The sequence below is a fragment of the Salinivirga sp. genome, from assembly GCF_055145285.1.
The window spans coordinates 1-22,102 of sequence record NZ_JBSRDC010000009.1 but is presented as its reverse complement, the minus strand read 5'-3'; the positions used below and the strand labels follow the sequence as shown (position 1 = coordinate 22,102).

The following is a 22,102-nucleotide window of genomic DNA, read 5'->3' as shown; positions in this document are numbered from 1 at the left end:
CGGAATTGTTATGCTCTTAGACTAAAAAAACAAACATTATGGCAAATCTCGAAACCATTTACCTTGGACTAAAATTGAAGAATCCGATTATTGCTGCAAGCTCTGAAATGACGGGTAATGTAGATGATATACAAAAACTCGAAAAAGCAGGTGCCGGAGCCGTTGTACTAAAATCTTTGTTTGAAGAGGAAATTCAAATGGAGATGGAACAAATGCAGCAGCAAATGACCGGTAAACCTTATGTGTACCCTGAAACCATGGATTACATGGATGAGCCGGTTGAAGAGGACCAGGTGCGAAAGTATATTCGCCTGATTAAAGAAGCTAAGTCGGCCGTAAATATTCCAATTATTGCCAGTATCAATTGCGTTTCTTCGCAAAAATGGACTTATCTGGCATCGGAAATTGAGAAGGCCGGAGCCGATGCGCTGGAGCTCAATATGTTTATTTTGCCCACCGATTTTTCACGCTCATCGGTTGATAATGAAAAGATATATCACGATGTGGTGAATCAGGTAAGTTCGGAAATTGATATTCCTGTAGCAGCCAAGGTGAGTTTCTATTTTTCAGATCTTGGACCAGCTCTGCGTCGCCTGTCTGAAACAAGAATTAGTGGTCTCACGCTGTTTAACCGTTTTTTCGCACCCGATATTGATATTGATGAGATGAAAGTTACCAATGGGCACGTCTTGAGCAGCCCTTCCGATATTCATCTGTCGCTGCGTTGGGTGGCAATTATGGCCAACAGAGTTGAATGCGATATAGCAGCAACAACAGGTGTGCATTCGGGTAAAGATGTGGTAAAACAATTATTGGCAGGTGCTGATGTGGTGCAGGTTGCCTCGGCGCTTTATCGTAATGGAGCAACTTATGTTTCTGAAATGCTTAAAGAACTGGAATCGTGGATGGATAAGCATAAATACAGTTCCATAGAAGATTTTAAAGGCCTTCTGGCTCAAGAAAAGAGTACTAACCCAGCTGCCTGGGAAAGAGCACAGTTTATGCGACATTTTAGTCACTTTGTGCGACATAAATAAAATGCAACAAATTAGTATATGAACCGGCTACAGCATTTGTAAGCCGGTTTTTTTATTTAATCATATGTGGTTTGTGCGATTTTCTATATATTTGCGTCCGCAATGGGCTATTAACTCAGTTGGTTCAGAGTGCTACCTTGACAGGGTAGAAGTCGCTGGTTCGAGTCCGGCATAGCCCACCAAAGCGGGTCACTCAGGGTGATCCGTTTTTTGTATAAGTGAATTGTGTTGATATTCTTTGCAGCTGCTATTCGATGGCTTACTAATGCGCTTTGAAACAAAAACATATACTTGTATTGTTGAACAGTTCGGATACATTATTTTTGCACAATGAATTTAGTTAAATCTACATTTTTCACACACCGGTTTAGTAATGGCGTTCGACTTATTCACTTGCCGTCTGCTTCATCTGTAGCACATTGCGGCGTGGTGATTAATACAGGTACAAGGGATGAATTACCCAATGAGCATGGTATGGCGCATTTGCTGGAGCACATGGCATTTAAAGGTACCGAAAACCGTAAAGCTTTTCATATAATTGGAAGAATTGAGGATGTGGGCGGCGAAATAGATGCTTATACTACCAAAGAGCTTACCTGTTTCTACACATCATTTCTTAACAGGCATTATAAGCGCACGTTTGAGTTGCTGGCCGATATTACGTTTAATGCAATTTACCCGGAGCGTGAGCTTGAAAAGGAGAAAAATGTAATATTGGAGGAGATACAGATGTACAATGACAGCCCTTCGGAACTCATTTTCGATGATTTTGAAGAGGCGCTTTTTTCTCATCATCCAATAGGCAGAAATATTCTTGGAACGCCGGAATCTGTTCAGGCTATATCCCGGCAGGATATCAGAGATTTCAGAAGCCGCATGTACAATACCGATCAAATGGTTATATGCTCTGTGGGAAACATTAAGCCGGAGCAATTAGTTAAATGGGGTGAGCAATATTTTGAAATTCAACCGGAATCTATCAGAAGCAATCACCGGACGCCCGTTGGAGGTAGTAAATTTTTTAATCAAACGGTAGATAAATTTACAAACCAGGCACATTGCATTACCGGAATTGAAGCTTATCATCATGCACATGAGAAACGTTATACCCTGAAGTTAATATCTAATATGCTTGCAGGCCCGGCAATGAATGCAAGATTAAATCGTGAATTGCGGGAGAACAGAGGACTTGTGTACCATGTAGAATCGTTTTATGCAGCTTATTCCGATTCAGGTTTGTTGGGAATATATCTTGGTACGGACAAAGCTAAAGTAGAAAAATCTTTGAAGGCCATTGCAAGCACGTTTAAAAAATTAAGAGAGCGAAAGCCCGGCACATTGCAGATGTCGAGAGCCCGCAACCAATTAATGGGGCAGGTTGCTATAGCATCGGAGAATTCCAGCAACAGAATGCTGGCCATGGGTAAAAATATGTTGTTTTTCAATACATCCAGCACCACAAAGGAAATTATAGAACGTATCGATCGCATAACGGCTGATGATGTGTGGGATGTAAGCAACGAATTGCTGCATCCGGATAAGTTTTCTACATTAATTTACAAGTGATGTTCAATAACGATTTTAATAAACTTGAAACCTATATTGGTGAACATTGCGAACCTGAGACTGATTTACTTGCCGAATTGGACCGGCAGACTCATCTGAAGATTTTGCGGCCCAGGATGCTTTCCGGACATCTTCAGGGGCGGGTGCTATCGATGCTTAGCAAAATGATTGCGCCTCGTAATATATTTGAAATAGGTACCTTCACCGGCTATTCTGCTATTTGTTTGTCCGAAGGCCTTCAGCAAGAGGGCCGTTTAATCACTTGTGATGTGAACGATGAGTTGGAAGACTTTACCCGGGGTTTTATAGCCCGATCTCCAGCAGCCGGGCAAATCGATTTTAGAATTACCGATGCCCGTAAACTTATCAGGGAACTTGATATGATGTTTGACCTTGTGTTTATTGATGGTGATAAGCGTCAATACCCCGATTATTATGAGTTGGTGCTTCCATATGTGCGTGAGGGAGGGTATATAATTGCCGACAATGTTTTGTGGAGTGAAAAGGTAATTGACCCATCTGCTCAAAATGATGATTACACTAAGGGTGTGTTGGTATTTAATGAAATGGTTACAAATGATTCCCGCACAGAAAATGTTATTTTTCCGTTCCGCGATGGATTAATGGTTGCCAGAAGGAAACAGGTTAGTTGATATAGAAAAAGGTTCCGAGGCCTGCGGTAAACACAAGATTCCCATAGATAGCATGCTCAAGGCTTATGCCCAAAAGGGACCTGTGCCTGCTGTATATTACCGATAAAATAATTCCTGCCGCAAGCGAAAATACCATGGCCACCATATTTTCGAAAATAATGTGCATAAAAGAAAAAGCTACACCACTGGCAATTATCATGGAAGTATTTGTCTGAAATAGGGCACTGTACCTTTGAAAGAAGAATGTTCGGTAGATTAATTCCTGCGGAATTACGGACCATACCGGATACATAAGCATGATTACTACCCATAGCCAGGTAGCTTGTTGAGGTAAAAAGAATAATTGATCAGGCACTATCAGCCATGTGGCAATTATAAGAATAAGAAAAATTCCTGCGCTTCTAATCAACATTGGTCTAAATTTTTTAAACCCATTCAAACCTATTTCCTGCCGATTGAATGATTTGTCGAAAATAAGCAGTGCTATAGCATAAACCGCACCTATAATCAGGGGTATGATTTTATGAAAAGGGAATAAATCATAGTAATAAGCAATAGGAATGCCTACAAATAAAGCGATTAACTCTATCCATCTTAGTAATTTTCCCTTGAATGTAATGGTTTGTTTCACGGAACTTTTAAAGTTTAATCGATTAGTATTGAATTACTTATAATGTTTGTTGATAGGGCAGGTTACGCTGTTGACCAACATTGATTATAAATTTATAACCTGCTTAGACTTACTCTATTTTAGATAAACAATTGTACTTTATTTTAGTTTTGATGACATTTATAGAGCCTTGGTTTGTATGTGGCTTTTAGCTATGTTTTCATTATCGTGAATACATATTTTTATAATTTGCATTTTGTTTTTCGTTGTGTTATGATTTATAGGATTTTACTGTTACTGTTATTTTTATGTTAAAGATTTGTGCCTAATGCAACCAATGAATAAATTTGAAATAACAATTAATTAAAATTATACACATATGAAAACGAAATTATTATTATTAGCCATGGTTGCTTTTTTAATGGCATTCCAGGCTTGCGAAAAAGATGAAGATAAGGATGAACCCGAAGTAACAGTTCAGGAAAGCTATTTTGACATTGAAGGTGCTCAGTATACCAGTGGGGCATTACCCGCAGAGTCTGACGGACCGGAGATTTCAAATTTGTATGGCAATCAGAGTGTACTTGCCGGTGGTGGTAATCCTGTATCTGTAGAGACCGCCGGAGATGCTTCAGAAGTTTTAATCGGCGTTGAGGGCGTAGACGGATATTATAGATATCCTGCGAGTACGAGGAAAAGTGTAGAAGAGATTGTGCTGATATACTTACTTTTTACTCAGGAAATTGAGGGAACGTTTACTATTGTGTTTGCTCTGGTTGATTTGGACGGCAATGTGGGTACTTATCAAAATATTGAAGTGCAGACAGTTGAGGCAGGGACCGGACAACTACAGGTTAACTTGAGTTGGGATCAGCTCAATGACATGGATTTACACTTGATAGAACCCAACGGAGAGGAAATTTATTACGGAAATTCTATGTCAGACAATGGCGGAGTATTGGATATTGATAGTAATGCCGGTTGTGGAATAGACGGAGTCAATAGCGAAAATATTACCTATGGTGATACAGCTATTGTGGAAGCTGGCACCTATACTGTAATTGTCGACCGTTGGAGTAACTGTAATGTGGCCGCTACAACCAACTTTTCAGTTACTGCCACATTAAACGGTGAGTTGGTTGGTGGTAGCAATCCATATTATGATTCATGGGCTTCTGATTATACCTATGACGCCAATGTTGAAGTCATGACTATTGATGTTAGCTCAGCGATGACCAAAAATACAAGAAGTGTCTTGCAATTTAATTATGGCAAGTTTGAGAAGAACGATGTTTTGAGTCCACAAAAAATGCAATAGAATTCATCTGAGAATTCAATAGGGGGCTGTCCATAAAAATAATGGGCAGCCCTTTTATGTTTTTACGAATTTTTGCTGATTAACCCTTTTCAATAAGTGCCCCGATTTTATTAAGCAGCACTTTTTTGTTCACCGGTTTAGCCACATAATCGTTACAGCCGGCTTCGAGGCTTTTACTTTTATCTTCGACCATGGCATTGGCTGTTTGGGCTAAAATGGGTAAGTTCTGGTTGAATTTTCTTATTGCTCTTGTGGCATCATATCCATCCATTACCGGCATTTGTATATCCATGAGTACCACATCAATATTGCTATTCTTTTTCACAAATTCTACGGCTTCTTTTCCGTCTGTTACATGTTCAATTGTAGCATTGGTTTTTTTCAGGAGTTGCTCAAGAAACAGGTAATTGTTGGTATCATCTTCTACAACTAATATTTTTTTGGCTGTCCAGTCAGGATAAATAGCTTTTTTTTCAGGGATAGAGAACTTTTGTTCCTGCTCGTTTTTCACGGGGTTGTATGGAATGGTAAATGAAAAGGTTGAGCCTACCCCTGGTTTTGATTTAACCTTTATTTGACCACCAATGAGTTCAACCAGGGCTTTTGCTATGGTCAGTCCAAGGCCTGTACCGCCGTAGCTTTGCTGACCTTCTGTGTGTGACTGATAGAACCGTTCAAATATTTTATTTTGTTCATCTTCTTCAATTCCAATACCCGTGTCTTTCACAAAGAATTCCAATTCTTCATTGGCCTTTTGAACGCCAATTTCAATGTACCCTTTTTTAGTAAATTTAATAGCGTTATAAATCAGGTTTGATAAGATATGCTGCACTTCCTTTTTGGCTAAGACCACATGGTTATCGTATGCAGGCAGTTTGTTCTGGAGTCGTAACGATACCTGATCGTTACGGTTCATTAGATAGCCGTGGAAAAATATCATTAAGTCGTTAAAGAAGTCGCCAAGGGTTACTTCCTGTTCACGAATTTTAATTTCTCCCGATTCGATACGTGAAATATTTACTACATCATCTATAATACTCAGCAGCTGGTTGGCTGAATTGATGATGAAATCGATATAGCTTGCCTGTTCTTTTTCGGACATTTCTTCGTGCTTAATAAGCTCAGAAAACCCCAATATACCATTCATAGGTGTGCGTATTTCATGGCTTAAATTTTCTAAGAACTTGCTCTTTAATTTGTCTGCTTTTTCTGCTTCTTTTTTGGCTTTTAATAATTTTTCTTCATATTTCTTACGTTTGCTAATATCCATAAGTATACCGCGCAATCTTTCCGGTTTTCCATCCCGAAATACTACACTGATGCTTGCCATGATAGATAGTTTTCTACCAGTTCGGGTAGTAACATTGTATTCGCGCGTCATGTTGGTTTTTTCCTGTGCTTTAAAGTTATTGAACCTTTCTTTAATCAAAGATTTATCTTCTGGCTCAAAAAGATTAAATACCGAAAGGCCTTTGCGCATATGCGATTCACTAAATTCAAAGTGCTCTAAAGCTTGTTTGTTCGCATAAAGAACATTTCCTTCAAGGTCAGTTTCAACAAGCATTTCGGGCAACAGATCTGCCAGCGTGCGGAATCTTTCTTCGCTATGTTTGATTTGTTCTTGTGCCTCCACACTAATTGATATGTCTTCAATGGTTAAAAACACACCATGAATCTCTTCTTGGCTCAGGGTGTAGTGATTGAAGAATGCTCTTGCATAGATGGAATTTTCAGCTTGTTTGAAGGTAAGTTTGCCTTCGTATCGGTTGTCGTTTCCTTTTAACGCTTCATTTAATTTTTCTATAAAATCACTTTCGAGTACTAAAGTTGAAAGCTTTTGTGTTTTAATTGTTACTTCTTTTACATTGGCAAACTGCTGAAAGGCCTGGTTGGCCATTTGAATCGAGCCATCGTTTCTCATGGCCACAATACCCAGGGGGGAATTATGAAAAATGCTGGCAAACTGAGAATTGGCCTCAAGGGTCTGGCTTTGGAAGCGTTTGCGTTCATTAATCTCTCTTCTTAAAGACCGTGTTCTGAATTCAACCTCCTTTTTGAGTTGTTTGTTGTGGCGCATGCGCTGCATATACAGGTTGATAAGGAGCGTGATAATAATTAATGCCAGGATGGCTACCATAACCAATAAATTGGTACGGTTGCGTTCTTTGTTTAGTCGCAACTCGCTTAACTCGTTTTGTTGTTTTAGGGCTTTATTCTCCAGTTCGGTTTCTCTGGTATCATAGGTATATTGGAGTTGCTCGAGCTTTGCGTGAGTATTTCTTGTATTTATGCTGTCTTTTGCTTCAAGTGCATATTTGCTGTAACGGAATGCTTCTTCGAGCTGGTTGTTTTCTGCATAGGTTTTTGCCAGTTGTTTGCTGAGCAGGAGTAATAGGTCATAGTTTTTTAATTGGCTGGCTACTTTGTAGGCATTTAAATACCAGTTAATTGCACTCTTGAGCTCATTTTGTTTTCTAAAAATGTCTCCCAAATTGAGCATGATTGTAGGCACCTGGTTTTTTATACTTAGTGAATCAGCAATATGTAATGCCTTGTTGAGGTATTGTATGGCATTGGGGTAGTCTTTTTGGTTAATGTAAACAGCAGCAATATTGTTATAGCCCGTAATTAAAGATTCTTGTTTATTTTGACTTTCCCGTATTTTAACACTTTTCTGAAAATAATCCATGGCGGTTTCATATTCGTCCAATTCGTAGTATACCTTACCAAGGTTATTATAATTAGAAGATGCTTCGAATGTTAAATCGAGGCTTTTTCTTATAGCTAATGATCTTTCAAGTAATTCAAGTGCTTTTTCATATTTGCCCTGCCGTGTGTATATCACTCCAAGGTTATTGAGTGTTTTGGTAATGCCGGCAGAGTCTTTAATTTTTTCCTGTATGCGAAGAACTCTCAGATCGTATTCGAGTGCATTGGGGATGTTATTTAAATACCAGTATGCATCTCCTTTGGTATGCAGTGCTTCAATTTGGATTAATGTGTCTTCTGGGAAATTTTTAGCAATTTTTTGGACTTTTTCTGCATACTCGAAACTAAGATAAGGGTTTCTTTTCCAGTAATATCGAGATATTTCACTAAAGGTATGTAGTAAATCTTTTCCTTGTGCAGAGTCTGCAATTGTGCGCAAACTGTCTATATTTTGCCCTGACAGCGGTGCTGCTGTAATGCAAAACAAAAGTAATATTTGAAAAAAATTGCGCACTAATACTTTCATTTTTGTTAAAGTTAAGTCTTTTCCCTATACATTAAAAATTTCTAATCTCTTTTTGTACGGCTGGCTCTGTCAATTTTTCTGGTACTAACTGCCAGTTATACGCTTTTTCTATCCAGATAGAGTCGTTTTTACTGAAGTACTCCATCATTATATTTTTTATCGGAACCTCTGATAACAATACATTTCTTTTTTTCAATGTCGCGAGGTCAAGGCCTGCACCTGAGGGCATATGACCACCGCCGCCTACCATTCTATAAGAATTTAGGGCTACTCTTAGTGTGTCATCTAATGAAAACTGACCACGATTATTTATGTGTGTAATTTTTACTCTTTTGCCCGGCTGCCGGGTAACATCTATTTTGTATTGAATTCCTAAAGCAGAACTAAAATTGAAGTACGGAGCCTCAAGGTCACCTTTATCATCATATTTAAGCAACTTATCTGTGCGCTTTTTCATGGTATTGAACCAATTGTTTGCTGCGTGCTCCAGAAACCCATCTAACTCATGTATGGTCATGTCGATTTCTGCCAGGTAATTTTCGTAACGGTAAAGTGCAAAAATGTCGCTTCTGTAAACCGTGCCTGTATCTATGCAATTGTATATTTGAAGCGGGGCTGATAAAGATACACTTGCTCCAGTGGCCGATAGCTGTACCTCATGAATAAATTGCATAAATGCTGAAGGCCCAAAAAGAGCTTCCTGCGGGCAGAGTTTAGTTCCCAACCAACCTACAGGTTCTTTAAAGTATGTTTTTACCGTGTCGAGGTAAGGTTCGAATTTTTTGTTGTATGCTTTATTGCTTTTGTATTTGGACAAGTCGATGATTTGGGGTTCAATAGATTGAATGGTTTTATTTTTCGTATCATAGGTTAATTCTGCAGAACCAATCCATTTGCCATGACTTCCGCCATCAATAATCACAACGGTATCGTTTTTTACATTTACTACTTTTTTGATTGTTCTTTGATGGTCGTGGCCGGTAAAAATGATGTCGAATCCCGGAACTTGTTGGGCAACAGCAATTGTTGCATTGGGATTTTTGTATGCTCCTGCTTCAAAGCCTCCGTATGACGGATTAAGGCCGGCATGAAATAATCCGATAATAATATCCGGTTGTTTTTCTTTTATTACCGGCATCCATTTTTTTGCTGTTTCTACCATATCGGCAAAGCTTAATCCTTTGTACAATTTTGGCGGAAGCCAATTGGGTATGCCCGGAGTTAAAATTCCTAATATGGCTATTTTCAGTCCTTTTTTGTTAACTATGGTGTAGGGTTGGAAAGCCGGTTTGCCGGTTTTGCTATCTATAATATTAGCTCCAAGCCAGGGCATGGGCAGTTCCTTTTTTATTTTGTTGTAGACTTGTGGTCCGGTTTCTATGTCGTGGTTACCGACTGTTGCTGCATCATATTGCAAATTTTCTAAAACGCGTGTTACAATGTTTTTGCGGATGGTATCCACAAAATTTGCATAATAAACGGTAGGTGTTCCCTGCAGAATATCTCCATTATCGAGTAGCAGTATTTCACCGTTTTTCTGTCTTTGCTGTTTCACGTAGGTCGCTACCTGGCTCATTGACCCGTTTTTTTGGGTGTCTGTAGCAAAATCGTAGTTGAAAAAACGGCCATGTATATCGGTGGTTTCAATGATTTGAATCTTCACCTTATCTGGGGTACAGGAATAAAAACTTATTGTTAAAATGGTTACAATGAAGAATATATATTTCATATTTACGATTATATAATAATTTACAACAGTAAAAATGCACGATATTTTGTACTTTTGCAACTGTATTGAAAGATAAACCTTAAGAAAGATATGACGACAAGTAGATTGCGTAGATCGAAAGACCAGATGATTGCTGGTGTTTGTGCTGGTATTGCCGAATATTTTGGATGGGATAAAGGTGTAGTAAGACTTGTTTATTTAATTCTATCTGTTTTTAGTGCGGCATTTCCTGGTATTTTAGTTTATATTGTGCTTTGGATTGTAATGCCTGAAGACAGGGGCAGAGAAAGGTTTTACGGTTAGCGGAACTGCACTACTGTTATTCCGGCACCACCCAAATCAATGTCTTCGTCTTTAAAGCGGGCAATTTCGGGTACCGTGCTCAGGTACTCACGCACAGCTTTACGTAATACGCCGTTTCCTTTACCATGCAGGATTTTAACTTCATTGACGCCCAACATGATGGATTCGTCAATGTAATCGGTTATTTCCTGCAGGGCTTCATCAACATATTTGCCTCTGATATCTATTCCGGTTTTAAAAGCGTGTTGTTTCTTGAGTAAACTCGATCCTATATTTGATTTACTTGCATTTCGTTGTTGTTTTCGTTGTGCCTTTTTGCTTGTTTTAGTGAGTTTGTCTTTTGCTACCGATGTCATTAATGAGCCAAAAGCTACTACAGCGTTTTTATTATTAATTTCGATAACTTCGCCTACGGATTCCTGTCCTGCCAGTTTAACCATGTCGCCTATTTCTATTTCTTTTTCATCTTTTGCTGTGCTTTGCTTTTCTGGCAGGTCTACCTCGTGCTTTTTAGATATTTTTTCAAATCCTTTTATGCGTTTGTCAATGCGCGATGTTTTTTTGGCATCACCTTCTTCAATACGCGCTTTATTTTGCTCAAAGTTTTTCCGGATTTTTCTTGTTTCTTCTTTGTTGGCCTGGGCTTCTTTTATTTCTCTTATGGTGTTTTCAATAAGTTTATTGGAGCTATTAAGGGTTTCCTTAGCTGTTGATCGGGCTTCGTTCAGGATATCATCCTGCATTTTTTTTGTTTTTTCAAGTTCATAGGCTTGTTGAGCAAGCAATTTTTCCAGCTCTTTTTCCTGTTTTTTTATTTGTGTGCGTTTTTCGTCGTAGTATTTTTTATCGCGCATAATTTCCCTTAGGTGTTTGTCAAAACTGGCCTGGTCTGTACCTGCTCTTTTTCGGGCATCTTCGATAACCTCCCTGGGCAAGCCTGTTTTGTGCGCTATTTCAATTGCGAATGAACTGCCGGGTTTGCCTGTTTCTAATTTATAAACGGGTTCAATTTTGCCTGAATCGAAAAGCATAGCTCCGTTTACGAGCCCTTCGTTGTTGGCTGCGTAATGTTTTAGGTTACTGTAATGCGTGGTAATTACGCCAAACAGGCCGATTTGTCTGAACTGATCCAATACAGCTTCTGCAATGGCTCCGCCTATGAGTGGTTCTGTGCCACTTCCAAACTCATCAACCAGAATGAGGGTTTGGTTATTTGCATTGCGTAGCATGTATTTCATGTGCATCAGGTGAGAGCTGTATGTGCTGAGGTCGTTATCAATAGACTGGTCGTCGCCAATGTCGATATGTATTTGTTTGAAAACTCCTGCTGTTGCATCCTGTGATGCAGGAATAAGTAATCCGCATTGAAGCATGAATTGCAGCAGACCGGCTGTTTTCATGGCTACTGATTTACCGCCGGCATTAGGTCCTGATATGAGTAGAATACGTTGTTGTTCATCTAACAGTATGTCGTTTGCGATGACCTTGCGTCCTGATTTTTTGTATGAAAAGAGCAGGAGGGGGTTCAGCGCTTTGCGGAATGTCATGGTTGGTTTGTTATCTACCGGTATCTCGATAGCTTCCATTTCTTTGGCCAGTATTGCTTTGGCACGTATGAAGTCAAATATTGCAAGTTTATCGTAATATCCAATTAAGTCCGGGATGTAGGGTCTGATGTCGTTGGCAAGTTTTCTTAAGATTTTAATGATTTCTCTTTTTTCCCGGTATTCGGCATCTCTGATTTCATTGTTGATTTCGATGATGGGCTGTGGCTCGATGTAAACTGTTTTACCTGAGGTAGATTCATCGTGTACAATACCATTGATTTTTCGACGAAAAGAACTTTTAACTGGTAACATCAGCCTGCCTTCTCGCACTACAACCTGTGCTTCCTCGTCGGCATAACCTTTTTGCATGGCGTCTTTGAGTAAAGAACGCATTTGCCTGGAAACACGTCCACGCTCACTGTCTAAGAATTTTCTTATCTGCTGCAATTCTCCTGAAGCATTATCTTTGATGCGTCCGTTACTTGTAATAATGAGGTCTATTCGTTCAAATAAATAAGGAAAAACTTCAAAAGATGAAGCCAGCCGTGCCAGTTCGGGGTACTTCTCCTTTAGTTCTCCAGAGAACCATTTTTGAATGGCCCGCATGGTTTGCAGCGACTTTCTTAGTTTTACTACCTCTTCAGTTTCAGGAAACATGCCCTCTGGTTTCAACCTGTTAAGCATCTGCCTTAAATCATGATAGTGATCGACAGGGAAACTTTTATCTTCATTAAGCAGCGATTTGTATTCTGCCGTTTGCTTAAGCCAGAGTTTAATGGATTGATAATTATTTGAGAACTGCATTTTTTGCACCAGTTCTTCTCCCAATTCGCTAAGGCACAATTCGTTTAGCTTTTGCCTGATGATGTCGAATCCTAATTTTTGTTCTATGTTTTGAGGATAATTCACAAGTATGCTCTTCCGTGTTTAAGTTTGCGGGACAAAATTAGGAAAAATTGGGACGTGTAAAACCAATCATGGTAAGTTAAGCTAAGGCTTTCTTTATTGTGGTTTTCAGCAAGTCGCCATCTATAGGTTTAGTGATGAATGTTTCGATATCTTTCAGATACCCGTGTCTGTTTTGTTCATTTGTTTCTGATTCAGATATATAAATGATGGGGATATCCGGGGTTATTTCTTTGGCTTTTCTAATTAATTCAGATGCATCTATTTTTTTGTTTTGTATATCGATCATCATTAAACTGATGTTTTCGCGTTTCAACAGTTTTTGCGCTTCAAATATATTATGGGTAGCGATGAGGTTTATTTCGGTATTTTCCAGTAGTTTACTTATTAATTCAAATTCTTCCTGTGGACCCAGAATTAGTATTTTATGGTTAGACAAATCCATCATGGAGCCTTCGTAACCCGTGCCTCGTCTATATACGGGAAAAACTAAGGTGATTTGATTTTTTTCGGTATCTGATGTTTCCAAAAAGAGATTAGCACCTGCTTTTTTCACAAGTTGCTCAATTTCTGCAATGGAAAAACCGGTTAGCGATTGCCCTGAAGAGATATCAGTTTGTAAGAGATTTAAATCGGGGCCATTTTCGTGAATAAAGAACTCAATTTTTTCATCTGATCTTTGGCGGTAGCCGAGTAAAATATGGTTTCCTTTTGCATTGTCGGCAACCATATGTAGCAATCGGACCAAAATGGCTTTTATCAGGAAATCATCTAATGGCAGGGAAAGTTTTTGTAATGAATGCTCTTCCCTAACATCGAGGCGGACGTGTTCTTTGCTAATGGTTAGATAGTCACTAAATAAAGTAAAAAGGTTTTTTACGAGATCACCCGGGAAAACCATTCTTTTATTCGTATTGGTAAGGTCCAGGGTTATAGCCTGGTCAAAAGCATTTTTGAGGAAAAATGATACCCATAGTAAGGATTGCAATCCCTGGTATGAATCGTGTTTGGCGGGGGCATTATATTCATTGAGTACCTGATTGTTGATGTGTTTCAACATGGCATGATGAAAAATAATAATCCCTGCAAGGGCTTTATTGATATATTCAGATTGTAGATTTTTATTTGGTCCGGCGGTAATTGGTTTGTCGGGTAATTTATTATAGGTTCTTGTTTGTTGGGTTACCGGCTTGATAAAAACAAATTGTGCTTGTAGTCCATCAATCGTTACAAGTTCTGAAATCATGGTGACGCTATGGGCAATGCCCAGTGCATCTTGCAGGTCGCAATAGATTTCATTATGTGTATGTATTTCCTCGAGTTGGCGGACAATTCTGCTTACTTCAAAAGCATTAATGATGGCACTCATGGGTTGGCCATTGAGTTCATGTGGTTGATATCCGAGTAAGTCGGCGAAGCGTTGGTTGGCAGCCAGAATTTTATTATCCTGATAAATCATGGACGGGTCTGAAATACTATCCACAATTTTTTCCACATTTGAACGTGAAAGGCTCAGTTCATTATATCTGTCGGAATTTTCTTTTAGTTTTATGTTTTGAAGATCTTTATGCAAAAGGGCTATGGAATTGTAAATTTCACCTTCTATGGAGTAATCACGATATCTTGGGTGGAATGGGAGTTTGAGAAAGTCTCCTGTATGAATATAAGCAAGTATTTTTCGAATGTTTTTGTTTGTTTGTTTCTCTTTTTGTTTTTGCTTCTTTAATTCCGCCAGCGTGTTGAGATATTGCTCTTTGAGTGCATTGTAATCATCAGCAGGTTTCTCTTTGATCTGCTCTTTTTGCTTTTCCCTAATTTCTCCGGATTTTATTTTTTCAATTGCCCTAAATGCTTTACTCAAACTTCCTGAAGTATGCCAATGGCCATACTTTATGGGTTGGTGTGCTTTTCTAATTTGCAGCAAAAAGCGAATAAAACGGTTTCCAAGCACCATAACTGTTTGGGCAATTTTTTGTTGATGCTCTTCCATGTGGCGGAGTAGTTTTCTGCCATTGGGTGTGATGCTATGTACGTTGCGAAGGTCGAAAATTATTGAGAAGGGGTGTTTTACAAAGTCAACACCTATGGTATTGCCAATATCGAAGATTTTTTGTTGCAGGATCTGAATGTCTAAATCATTCATTTTTCCGGAAATGGTGTAATGTAAAATGCCGGCATCATAGCAACGTATTCTTGCACTCAGATTTTTTTGTTCATTGTGATATTGCCATTCGGGCAATTCAATGTATTTGTATTTTGAACCGTTAAGCTTTAATACTTGTTGCGTGTAACTCCATAACTCAATAAATTTGCCTGAACTAAAGGGATTTTGCCCGGTCTTCTTTTTTTGCATTCTGGCAAATTCTACTGCATCTGCATAATGCTCAAATATGGAATGAATGGCTTTATGTTTTTTTAATTGAAAAGACTTTACATAGAGCCTTTTGAATAAACCTCCCGGAACAAGAAATATTAAATCGGTATTGATGCGGTTCAGGTTTTTACGTATAAGTTTCAGTGAGGCCAGATTATATAAATCTGCAATATCAAGAATAACAATAGTTTTAAAGTTGAGGATTTTTTTCTGTACCTGTATAATGTAATTATTGATAAATTGTAATTGTTTTTCTAAAATGGGCGGGGTGAGTATTCCTGCTGTTCTGAGCAACAGAACGCCTTCGACAGGTGTTAAGAAAGTGTATCCTGATTGCGTGTCTGCATAGATCACATCCCATTCTGTAGAATCAATATCGAGTTTTTCAAATGTGAGAGCATGTTTGTCCATCAGTTCTTTTTAGAAAAGTGCAATTCATTGAAATGTAAGTCCGGATTAGGCAAATTTATAGTAAAACCTTTGATTTCTCCTAATCCATTTACTTCAAAATTGATATTTCCTTTGTGAAGTGATGGTACATCGGGCCAGAATAGGTCGAATGAAAGCATATCTGTTTTTACCAGGTAACCTTTGAAAATGTTCGATTCTTTAATTTCGAGGAACAAGGAATCATTTTTTTGATAAATACGTGTTTCTCCAACCAGGGAATCGTAATAGTTTCCGCAGTAAAAGCTTGATGTGTAATTTTTGGGTGCGGTGTAGGTGTTTGATTTGTTAACTTCGGGTGTTTTGATTTTTTGTAGCAGCGCATAAGTTCTTTCCGGATACTGTTGCAGTGTATCTTTACCAACTAATCGGTCTAAAAAGTCATACATCAAAACAGTAGGGACCGCAGTAGTTTTGTTGGCCAGAAATATGGCGCCAGTTTGCTGGTCAGGCATTATAACCATCTGGCTTACCATACCATCGAGGCCTCCACTGTGATACATTGCTTTATGGCCATTATAATCCATGAGGGACCAACCCATGCCATAACTTTTAAAGTTTATAGGGGTTTGCAACTGTTTGTCGAGCCATGATAAGTTTAAAGGTGTTTGTTGCTGCCAAAGTTGTTTGATATATTTGCTGTTAATAATCGCCTTGTTCTTGTAACTTCCTGAATTTAATAACATTTGAATGTAATGACTCATCTCTTCCACGTTTGAGAATAATCCTCCTGCTGGTTGCATGTTGTCCCACGATAAGTAAGGCTGTTTGATGGTATTACCTTGAAACTGGATATGTGGTTTTGCCAGGTTTTTATTGCTCATTGCCTCTTTATGCAAAGATGTTGATTGTTCCATTTTTAATGGAGCTAGTATGATGCTGTCCAGTACTTCGGCATAGCTTTTTTTGTATGCTTTTTCTATTATTATGCCTGCGATGAGGTACATAATATTGGAATAACCGAAAGAGGTTCTGAAGCCATGTTCAGGTTCGAGGTGTCGAATGCGATTAATTATTGTGCTGTCTGTCACGGTACTGCCATACCATATCAGATCGCCGCTGAAATTTTCCAGCCCCGTACGGTGTGATAATGCATCGCGCAAGGTTATTTCTTGCGTAACATAAGAGTCGTATAGCTTAAAGTTTGGTAATATGTCTTTTATGCAAGTATCAAAACTTAATTTATTTTCTGCCACGGCTTTTGCTATAATATTTGCAGTGAATGTTTTGCTGAGCGATGCAATGCCAAAAAGGGTGTTTTTGTTTACCGGTTTTCTTTTATCAATACTCAAATAACCATAACCATTTTGCAGAATAATGCTGTCTGCGGTAACTATTGCCACAGCAAGTCCCGGGACATTGTATGTGTCAATCACTTGTTTATAGTAGGCGTTCAGCTTCTGCTCCGAAAATGTTTGTGTAAAAACAGATTGCGGAATTATCAGGATTGCCAAAAGCGATAAACGAATAATGCTTTTCATGTTATGGGTTTTTAGCCCTGAGGCTTATGGAATTACAAACTATTTTATTTGTATTATAGTCATTTCTGTTCGTCTGTTTTGTGCCCGTCCAGCTTTCGTGTTGTTATCGGCTATGGGTTCTGTCATTCCATATCCTTTATAAGTTAATCGTTCAGGGTTTATTCCCTGTTCAACAAGAAACATATACACAGCTTTTGCCCGCTGAGCAGACAAATTTTGGTTGTACTGGTCACTTCCTTGATTATCAGTATGTCCTGATATTTCAACATACAAATTATTGTTTTGTTCAAGGAACCTTTTAATGCGTTCCAGTTCTGCTTTAGATTCAGAACTTAATTTATATGAATCGAATTCAAAAAATACATTGTTCAAAACCACGCTTTGTCCGGTTTTAATGGGCTGAAGTAGGATGTCGAGCTTTTTAATATTGTTTTTATTGCCTGATTTGAGGTCGAAGTGGCTGGAATAAAACATGTATCCTTTTTTCTCTACCATCATTCCATACCTTTTATTGCCCGGCAGACTTATTAAAGCGCTTCCGTTTCTGCCTTCGGCTCTTATTTCTACAATGGTTTCAGTGCTTTCAATATCGAACAGGTTCACCATTGCATTGAGGGGCTCGTAGGTCTCCTGGTGTTTCACAAACACTTTTACATAGGAAACATACTGAGGCTTAATTTGCTCGGGCACTTTAAAACGAAAGATGCTTCGCCTGTCCTGGTTATCGTCAGAGGCAAAATAGGCATATTTTGCCGGCGCATCAATAAACAGACCTATTTCATCGGTGTGTTTATTGATCGGATATCCAAGGTTTTTAGGTTTTTCCCATTGGTTGTCTCCGGTTTTTCGGGTCATAAAAATATCCTGTCCGCCCATACCCAAATGATAATCGGATGAAAAATAGAGCGTTTGGTTATCTGCATGAATAAAAGGAGCAAATTCATCGCCTGAAGTGTTTATAGAATCGCCAAGATTTATGGGCTCACTCCATTTTGGCAGGCCATCATCGGTTTCCCCTTGTTTTTTGCACATATAAATATCGGCTTTTCCGTGGCCACCTGTACGATTACTGCTAAAATAGAGTGTTTTGCCGTTGGATGATATGACGGGTCTTGAATCCCAGCGATTTGAATTTACTTTACTGCCCAAATTTATTGGTTTTTGCCACTGGTCTTCTTTTTTTACCGACATGTAAAGGTCGCAACTGCCATAACCGTCGCTTCGTCTACAACCTGTAAAGAGGAGATAACGGCCGTCTGGTGATATAAAAGAAGCTCCTTCGTTGCTCAATGATAAAACTTCATCGCTTATGGCATAGGGCTTTCCAAAGGTATCGTTGCGCATGTGGCTTACATAAATATCTTCCTGAAAGGACTGACGGTAAAGCGGCAACTTTGCGGTGAAATAAAAGCGGCTGTTGTCTACGGTCATCGAAGGCCAATAAACGTCGCCCAGCCTGTTGATGAGGTTACTTACGGGCGATGGGTCAATTTCTATTGGATTTTGTTTGGCTTCGATGGCAAACTTTATTTGTGCCAGCGTGTATTGGCCATTGCTTAAGTCCTGTGGTTCAAGTTTTGGTACATTGAGAAACTGACTGGCGTGTTTAAGGGCAATTTCATATGCTCCTGATCGAAAATGAGCTTTAGCACTGTTGAGCAGTGTGAATTTGAAAAACAATTCATCGATATTAATGGCTTCCCTGTAGGCTTGGGCTTCGTCTTTGGGCCTGTTGAGTACGTTGTAGGCTTGTGCTTTTAGCAACCATGCTTCAATAAACTGATCGTCCCGGTTCAGTGCATCGTCAAGGTATTCTATGGCTTTGTCGTATTGCGTATAGCGTATTGCTCCTGTTGCTGCCTCGTACATTTTTATGGCTCGTTTGGAGTCCGTGCTGTAGTTCTGGGCTGTTAATGGCTGCGTACAAGCGTAAATTATAAATAGTAAAATTATCGATCGGTGCATTTTTTCTTCTATAACGGATTATATAACAAATTTATGCTTTTACTTACAGGAAACCATACTTTTCTTTGATTATATGCATTATACAAAAAGCCGGACAGTAGGCCCGGCTTTTGATGTATGTGTTTTTTTATTTGTGTTTTAGGGGTAAATAATGCCTGTGTAGTTATTTACCATAGCTAATGGTAAGACGGCGCCAAAATGTAAGTTAATGGTTTGTATTATTTCATTGGCTACAATAGCATTGCCATTTCCTGTCAGGTGAATTCCATCCAAAGAGAATATACCGCCCGTTACAAAATCTATTGAGTAGTTTTTTCCACCAATACGACGTCCATTTTGAGCGATATCTGCCAGTAATCCATTGACATCTGTCACGACCCATCCATAGGCGTCAGCTATATCTTCGATGGAATTATTGTATGCAGATACGGCATTGTTTACCTCGTTTAATTCTGTGCCTGTCAAAACGTATTCATCGGGTATTGCCGTTGCTGAGCCCATTCCATAACAAGTTAGGGAGTCCATAGGTACTTCCAGAATAATCAATTCTCCCGGATTTATTTGCCTGATGTTTCCTACGGGTGCGTAAGCAGGATCTGTATCTTCGATGATGAAAGGGTTTGGACCTATGCTAAATGACATTGTATCTAAGCCATTGGCTTGTGCCATCTGGTTATAACCTGAGTAACTATCTGTAAGTGCGGCTGCCTGATCAGCATCAAGTACCAGTCCGTAATAGGGTACTGTAGTGAAATATGCTGTAGATGTTACGTCGGGTATGTTGCAAAGCACACCTTTAGCGCCATCTGTTGAGAGTGTTTGAACAATGGTTTCGAGGTTGGCACTAAAAGTAACAGGGTCGGTAATGGGGTTTGAAGTCCCGCCTGATGTGGCGTAGCCTAATACATCGTTGTTGCCAATCCACATAACAGTGAAAGTGGGGTTTTGTGCGGTTGCTTCATTTAGAATGGTGTTCATAGGATCAGATGCAAAACGGGCAAAGTATGGGTTGCCGGCAGCTGAGCCGTATCCGGGTGTGATAAGGTCTGCCACCTTTGCGTCTGGCACTCCAAGATTTTGGAACGGACCGTCTGCAGCCACGCTTGCCATTGCGGGTGTAATATCCGGATCTTCGCTGTATGGTACAGGCCCAAGGCTGGTTTCGCCTTCGCAGTTTAAACTGTAACCTAAGCTTAGTCTTTTACCAAAACCTATTTCTCCCGGCATCAGCGGTTGTTTAAAATGGTTGATAAACCCGGCTTGATTTAAGCTTTGGGCTATGATGGCCGGAAAAGATTCTTCCTGGGCTGATTTATAAAGTTCACCATCGCGGTAGCCTGCGGTTAGGCTGTTGCCTATAAAGACGGTGGTGGTGAAATCTGCAGCACCCTGTTTGGCATCAAACTCTTCTGGTTCAATGGTACAGCTGCTGAGTATTAATACTATGATGAGTAGCGAATATATTTTTTTCAACATGATTACGATTTTTTTATTTGCAATAGGTGTTGATTACTGTTTTAGAAACTATAGGTAAGGCCTACTCCCGGAATTACGGCATTGGTGTAGAAAGTACCTTCAAAATTGTCGGGTTCGTAACCTGATTCCCGTTTCATACCATGAATGTAAAGCAAAGAAACGTCAATTTCGAGATTTTTTGTTGGCCTGATAGATGCACCGCCGGTAATGCCGATTTTATCGGTACCGGGTGTTTCTGGTGTAAAATAATTGTCATCTATTGGCGTAGCATCAAAATAGGCTCCTGCGCGGAAAGTAACTTCTTCTTTCCACTTGTATGCTGCACCTATGCGATAGATGAAGCTGTTGGTGTATTTTCTTGGGTTGTAGGAATCCTGGAAGCTTGCAGTGTTTTCTTCAAAATCAAAATTCAGAGAATCATAAACTTCCCACTGAACGTAATTAATATCGGCCGTGAGCATGAATTTTTCGTTGGGCTGATAAGCTATGCCAACATTATAGTTAGCCGGGAGAGGTAACGTGGCTTCAAAGCCTGTTTCTTCAGGAAACATGCTGTTCAGGGCGTCGGGTACTTCTACGGTGGCTGTTCCGTCTGTTACTTTGGCTTTCATCTGGCTTCGGTAGCTGATTCCGGCAGTCAATTGATCCGATATTTTGAACATGAGTCCTGCGTTGACTCCAAATGTAGTTTTGCTTCCTTCGAGGGTCACCAGCCCGTCTCCGTCTGTTCCGGTAACAGGAATATTTTTGCTAAGCTCTACACTGTTGAGTGCTATCAACATACCTGCTCCAACACTTAACCAATCTGTAATTTTATAGCTGAACGTTGGTTGCATTGATATGGACTGTAGCGCTATATCGCGGCTCAGGTAACGGCCTGCCCAGCCGTCTTCCCATTTCAGGCTGTTGCCATAAGGCGTATTAATTCCCAGGCCAACGGCCATTTTATCGTTAATTTTCATGGCTCCATAAAAATAGAACGGTGTGCCTATGGGGTTTTCTGTTTCTGCCTCATAATACGAGTCAGGCGCCTGGTATAAATTGTTCGAAAAAATAAGTGAAACGCCTGCATTGAAGGCCATTTTTTTCTCGTAAAAGGCAAGTCCGCCTGGGTTAAAATGAATAATAGAAGGGCCCGCAATAAATCCCGTGCCGGTATGACCCATGGCTGTGTTTTTCTGTCCTTGCAGATTTACCTGATATCCTTCGCCCATAACATGAAGCGATGTAATAATCAGGAATAGTAGCATTGTAGTTCTCATAAAATATGTATTTGTTATTAAAACAGATTGATAAAATTCACATATATGTAATTATCAATGTAGCAAATTTAACCCAACTTGAAAATTTTGGTCTAAAAATCAGGAAAGTAGAAAAAATATTGGATTTCTTAAACACACATAACCAAGCAATTATAAAGAGCACATTTTTCGACCATATTCTTAATCAGCTGAA

Annotated in this window: 15 protein-coding genes and 1 tRNA gene; 7 read left to right on the top strand and 9 right to left on the bottom strand. The window is 39.4% G+C overall.

What is annotated here, in order from left to right:
• Positions 1-38 precede the first annotated feature (38 nt).
• The 4 genes from ACTB0Y_RS02170 to ACTB0Y_RS02155 all read left to right on the top strand — a co-directional run bounded on the left by ACTB0Y_RS02170 (position 39) and on the right by ACTB0Y_RS02155 (position 3,256).
• Positions 39-1,037, top strand: coding sequence for a dihydroorotate dehydrogenase-like protein (locus ACTB0Y_RS02170; RefSeq protein ID WP_463205148.1), 999 nt, complete (start codon positions 39-41; stop codon positions 1,035-1,037).
• 104 nt (positions 1,038-1,141) lie between these two features.
• A tRNA-Val gene (locus tag ACTB0Y_RS02165) sits at positions 1,142-1,219 on the top strand.
• A 148-nt stretch (positions 1,220-1,367) separates the two neighbouring features.
• Complete coding sequence (locus tag ACTB0Y_RS02160) at positions 1,368-2,603, top strand: M16 family metallopeptidase (protein WP_463205147.1); 1,236 nt, start codon at positions 1,368-1,370, stop codon at positions 2,601-2,603.
• Positions 2,603-3,256 (top strand): O-methyltransferase, encoded by a 654-nt coding sequence (locus tag ACTB0Y_RS02155; RefSeq protein ID WP_463205146.1) that lies wholly within the window; start codon positions 2,603-2,605, stop codon positions 3,254-3,256. The genes ACTB0Y_RS02160 and ACTB0Y_RS02155 overlap by 1 nt, the downstream gene beginning before the upstream one ends.
• On the opposite strand, the gene ACTB0Y_RS02150 is transcribed toward ACTB0Y_RS02155, so the two are convergent.
• Positions 3,249-3,887 (bottom strand): CPBP family intramembrane glutamic endopeptidase, encoded by a 639-nt coding sequence (locus tag ACTB0Y_RS02150; RefSeq protein WP_463205145.1) that lies wholly within the window; start codon positions 3,885-3,887, stop codon positions 3,249-3,251. The genes ACTB0Y_RS02155 and ACTB0Y_RS02150 overlap by 8 nt on opposite strands.
• 358 nt (positions 3,888-4,245) lie before the next feature.
• On the opposite strand from ACTB0Y_RS02150, the gene ACTB0Y_RS02145 reads away from it, so the two are divergent.
• On the top strand, positions 4,246-5,184 hold the full coding sequence (locus ACTB0Y_RS02145) for a YfaP family protein (protein ID WP_463205144.1): 939 nt from the start codon (positions 4,246-4,248) through the stop codon (positions 5,182-5,184).
• A gap of 79 nt (positions 5,185-5,263) precedes the next feature.
• Here the strand turns inward: ACTB0Y_RS02145 and ACTB0Y_RS02140 are convergent, their stop codons facing one another.
• Together ACTB0Y_RS02140 and ACTB0Y_RS02135 are read right to left on the bottom strand one after the other, a co-directional pair.
• On the bottom strand, positions 5,264-8,419 hold the full coding sequence (locus ACTB0Y_RS02140) for a tetratricopeptide repeat protein (RefSeq protein WP_463205143.1): 3,156 nt from the start codon (positions 8,417-8,419) through the stop codon (positions 5,264-5,266).
• Positions 8,420-8,450: 31 nt separating this feature from the next.
• Positions 8,451-10,148: a bifunctional metallophosphatase/5'-nucleotidase gene (locus ACTB0Y_RS02135; RefSeq protein WP_463205142.1), complete on the bottom strand. Its 1,698-nt coding sequence runs from the start codon at positions 10,146-10,148 to the stop codon at positions 8,451-8,453.
• Positions 10,149-10,238: 90 nt separating this feature from the next.
• Here ACTB0Y_RS02135 and ACTB0Y_RS02130 point away from each other — a divergent pair, with 90 nt between their 5' ends.
• Entirely contained in the window at positions 10,239-10,451 is a 213-nt protein-coding gene (locus tag ACTB0Y_RS02130; RefSeq protein WP_463205141.1) for a PspC domain-containing protein, read from the top strand.
• On the opposite strand, the gene ACTB0Y_RS02125 is transcribed toward ACTB0Y_RS02130, so the two are convergent.
• The 6 genes from ACTB0Y_RS02125 to ACTB0Y_RS02100 all read right to left on the bottom strand — a co-directional run bounded on the left by ACTB0Y_RS02125 (position 10,448) and on the right by ACTB0Y_RS02100 (position 21,909).
• Entirely contained in the window at positions 10,448-12,907 is a 2,460-nt protein-coding gene (locus tag ACTB0Y_RS02125) for an endonuclease MutS2 (protein ID WP_463205140.1), read from the bottom strand. The genes ACTB0Y_RS02130 and ACTB0Y_RS02125 overlap by 4 nt on opposite strands.
• A 76-nt stretch (positions 12,908-12,983) precedes the next feature.
• Positions 12,984-15,689 carry a PAS domain-containing protein gene (locus tag ACTB0Y_RS02120; RefSeq protein ID WP_463205139.1) on the bottom strand — a complete coding sequence of 902 codons (2,706 nt, stop codon included), beginning with the start codon at positions 15,687-15,689 and terminating at the stop codon, positions 12,984-12,986.
• Positions 15,689-17,206, bottom strand: a complete 1,518-nt coding sequence (locus tag ACTB0Y_RS02115; RefSeq protein ID WP_463205138.1) for a serine hydrolase domain-containing protein — start codon at positions 17,204-17,206, stop codon at positions 15,689-15,691. The genes ACTB0Y_RS02120 and ACTB0Y_RS02115 overlap by 1 nt, the downstream gene beginning before the upstream one ends.
• A 39-nt stretch (positions 17,207-17,245) precedes the next feature.
• Entirely contained in the window at positions 17,246-19,171 is a 1,926-nt protein-coding gene (locus ACTB0Y_RS02110) for an OmpA family protein (protein ID WP_463205137.1), read from the bottom strand.
• Between the two features lie 138 nt (positions 19,172-19,309).
• Entirely contained in the window at positions 19,310-20,647 is a 1,338-nt protein-coding gene (locus ACTB0Y_RS02105; RefSeq protein ID WP_463205136.1) for a hypothetical protein, read from the bottom strand.
• 41 nt (positions 20,648-20,688) lie between these two features.
• Entirely contained in the window at positions 20,689-21,909 is a 1,221-nt protein-coding gene (locus ACTB0Y_RS02100; protein ID WP_463205135.1) for an OmpP1/FadL family transporter, read from the bottom strand.
• 5 nt (positions 21,910-21,914) lie between these two features.
• Here ACTB0Y_RS02100 and ACTB0Y_RS02095 point away from each other — a divergent pair.
• Positions 21,915-22,102 (top strand): hypothetical protein (locus ACTB0Y_RS02095; protein ID WP_463205134.1); only part of this gene is annotated, 188 nt, incomplete at its 3' end.

Coding starts and splice junctions, on each gene's coding strand:
- ACTB0Y_RS02120 (WP_463205139.1), bottom strand. CDS start 15,689: ATGGACAAACATGCTCTCACATTTGAAAAACTCGATATTGATTCTACA.
- ACTB0Y_RS02135 (WP_463205142.1), bottom strand. CDS start 10,148: ATGAAATATATATTCTTCATTGTAACCATTTTAACAATAAGTTTTTAT.
- ACTB0Y_RS02140 (WP_463205143.1), bottom strand. CDS start 8,419: ATGAAAGTATTAGTGCGCAATTTTTTTCAAATATTACTTTTGTTTTGC.
- ACTB0Y_RS02115 (WP_463205138.1), bottom strand. CDS start 17,206: ATGAAAAGCATTATTCGTTTATCGCTTTTGGCAATCCTGATAATTCCG.
- ACTB0Y_RS02170 (WP_463205148.1), top strand. CDS start 39: ATGGCAAATCTCGAAACCATTTACCTTGGACTAAAATTGAAGAATCCG.
- ACTB0Y_RS02130 (WP_463205141.1), top strand. CDS start 10,239: ATGACGACAAGTAGATTGCGTAGATCGAAAGACCAGATGATTGCTGGT.
- ACTB0Y_RS02110 (WP_463205137.1), bottom strand. CDS start 19,171: ATGCACCGATCGATAATTTTACTATTTATAATTTACGCTTGTACGCAG.
- ACTB0Y_RS02100 (WP_463205135.1), bottom strand. CDS start 21,909: ATGAGAACTACAATGCTACTATTCCTGATTATTACATCGCTTCATGTT.
- ACTB0Y_RS02145 (WP_463205144.1), top strand. CDS start 4,246: ATGAAAACGAAATTATTATTATTAGCCATGGTTGCTTTTTTAATGGCA.
- ACTB0Y_RS02160 (WP_463205147.1), top strand. CDS start 1,368: ATGAATTTAGTTAAATCTACATTTTTCACACACCGGTTTAGTAATGGC.
- ACTB0Y_RS02155 (WP_463205146.1), top strand. CDS start 2,603: ATGTTCAATAACGATTTTAATAAACTTGAAACCTATATTGGTGAACAT.
- ACTB0Y_RS02105 (WP_463205136.1), bottom strand. CDS start 20,647: ATGTTGAAAAAAATATATTCGCTACTCATCATAGTATTAATACTCAGC.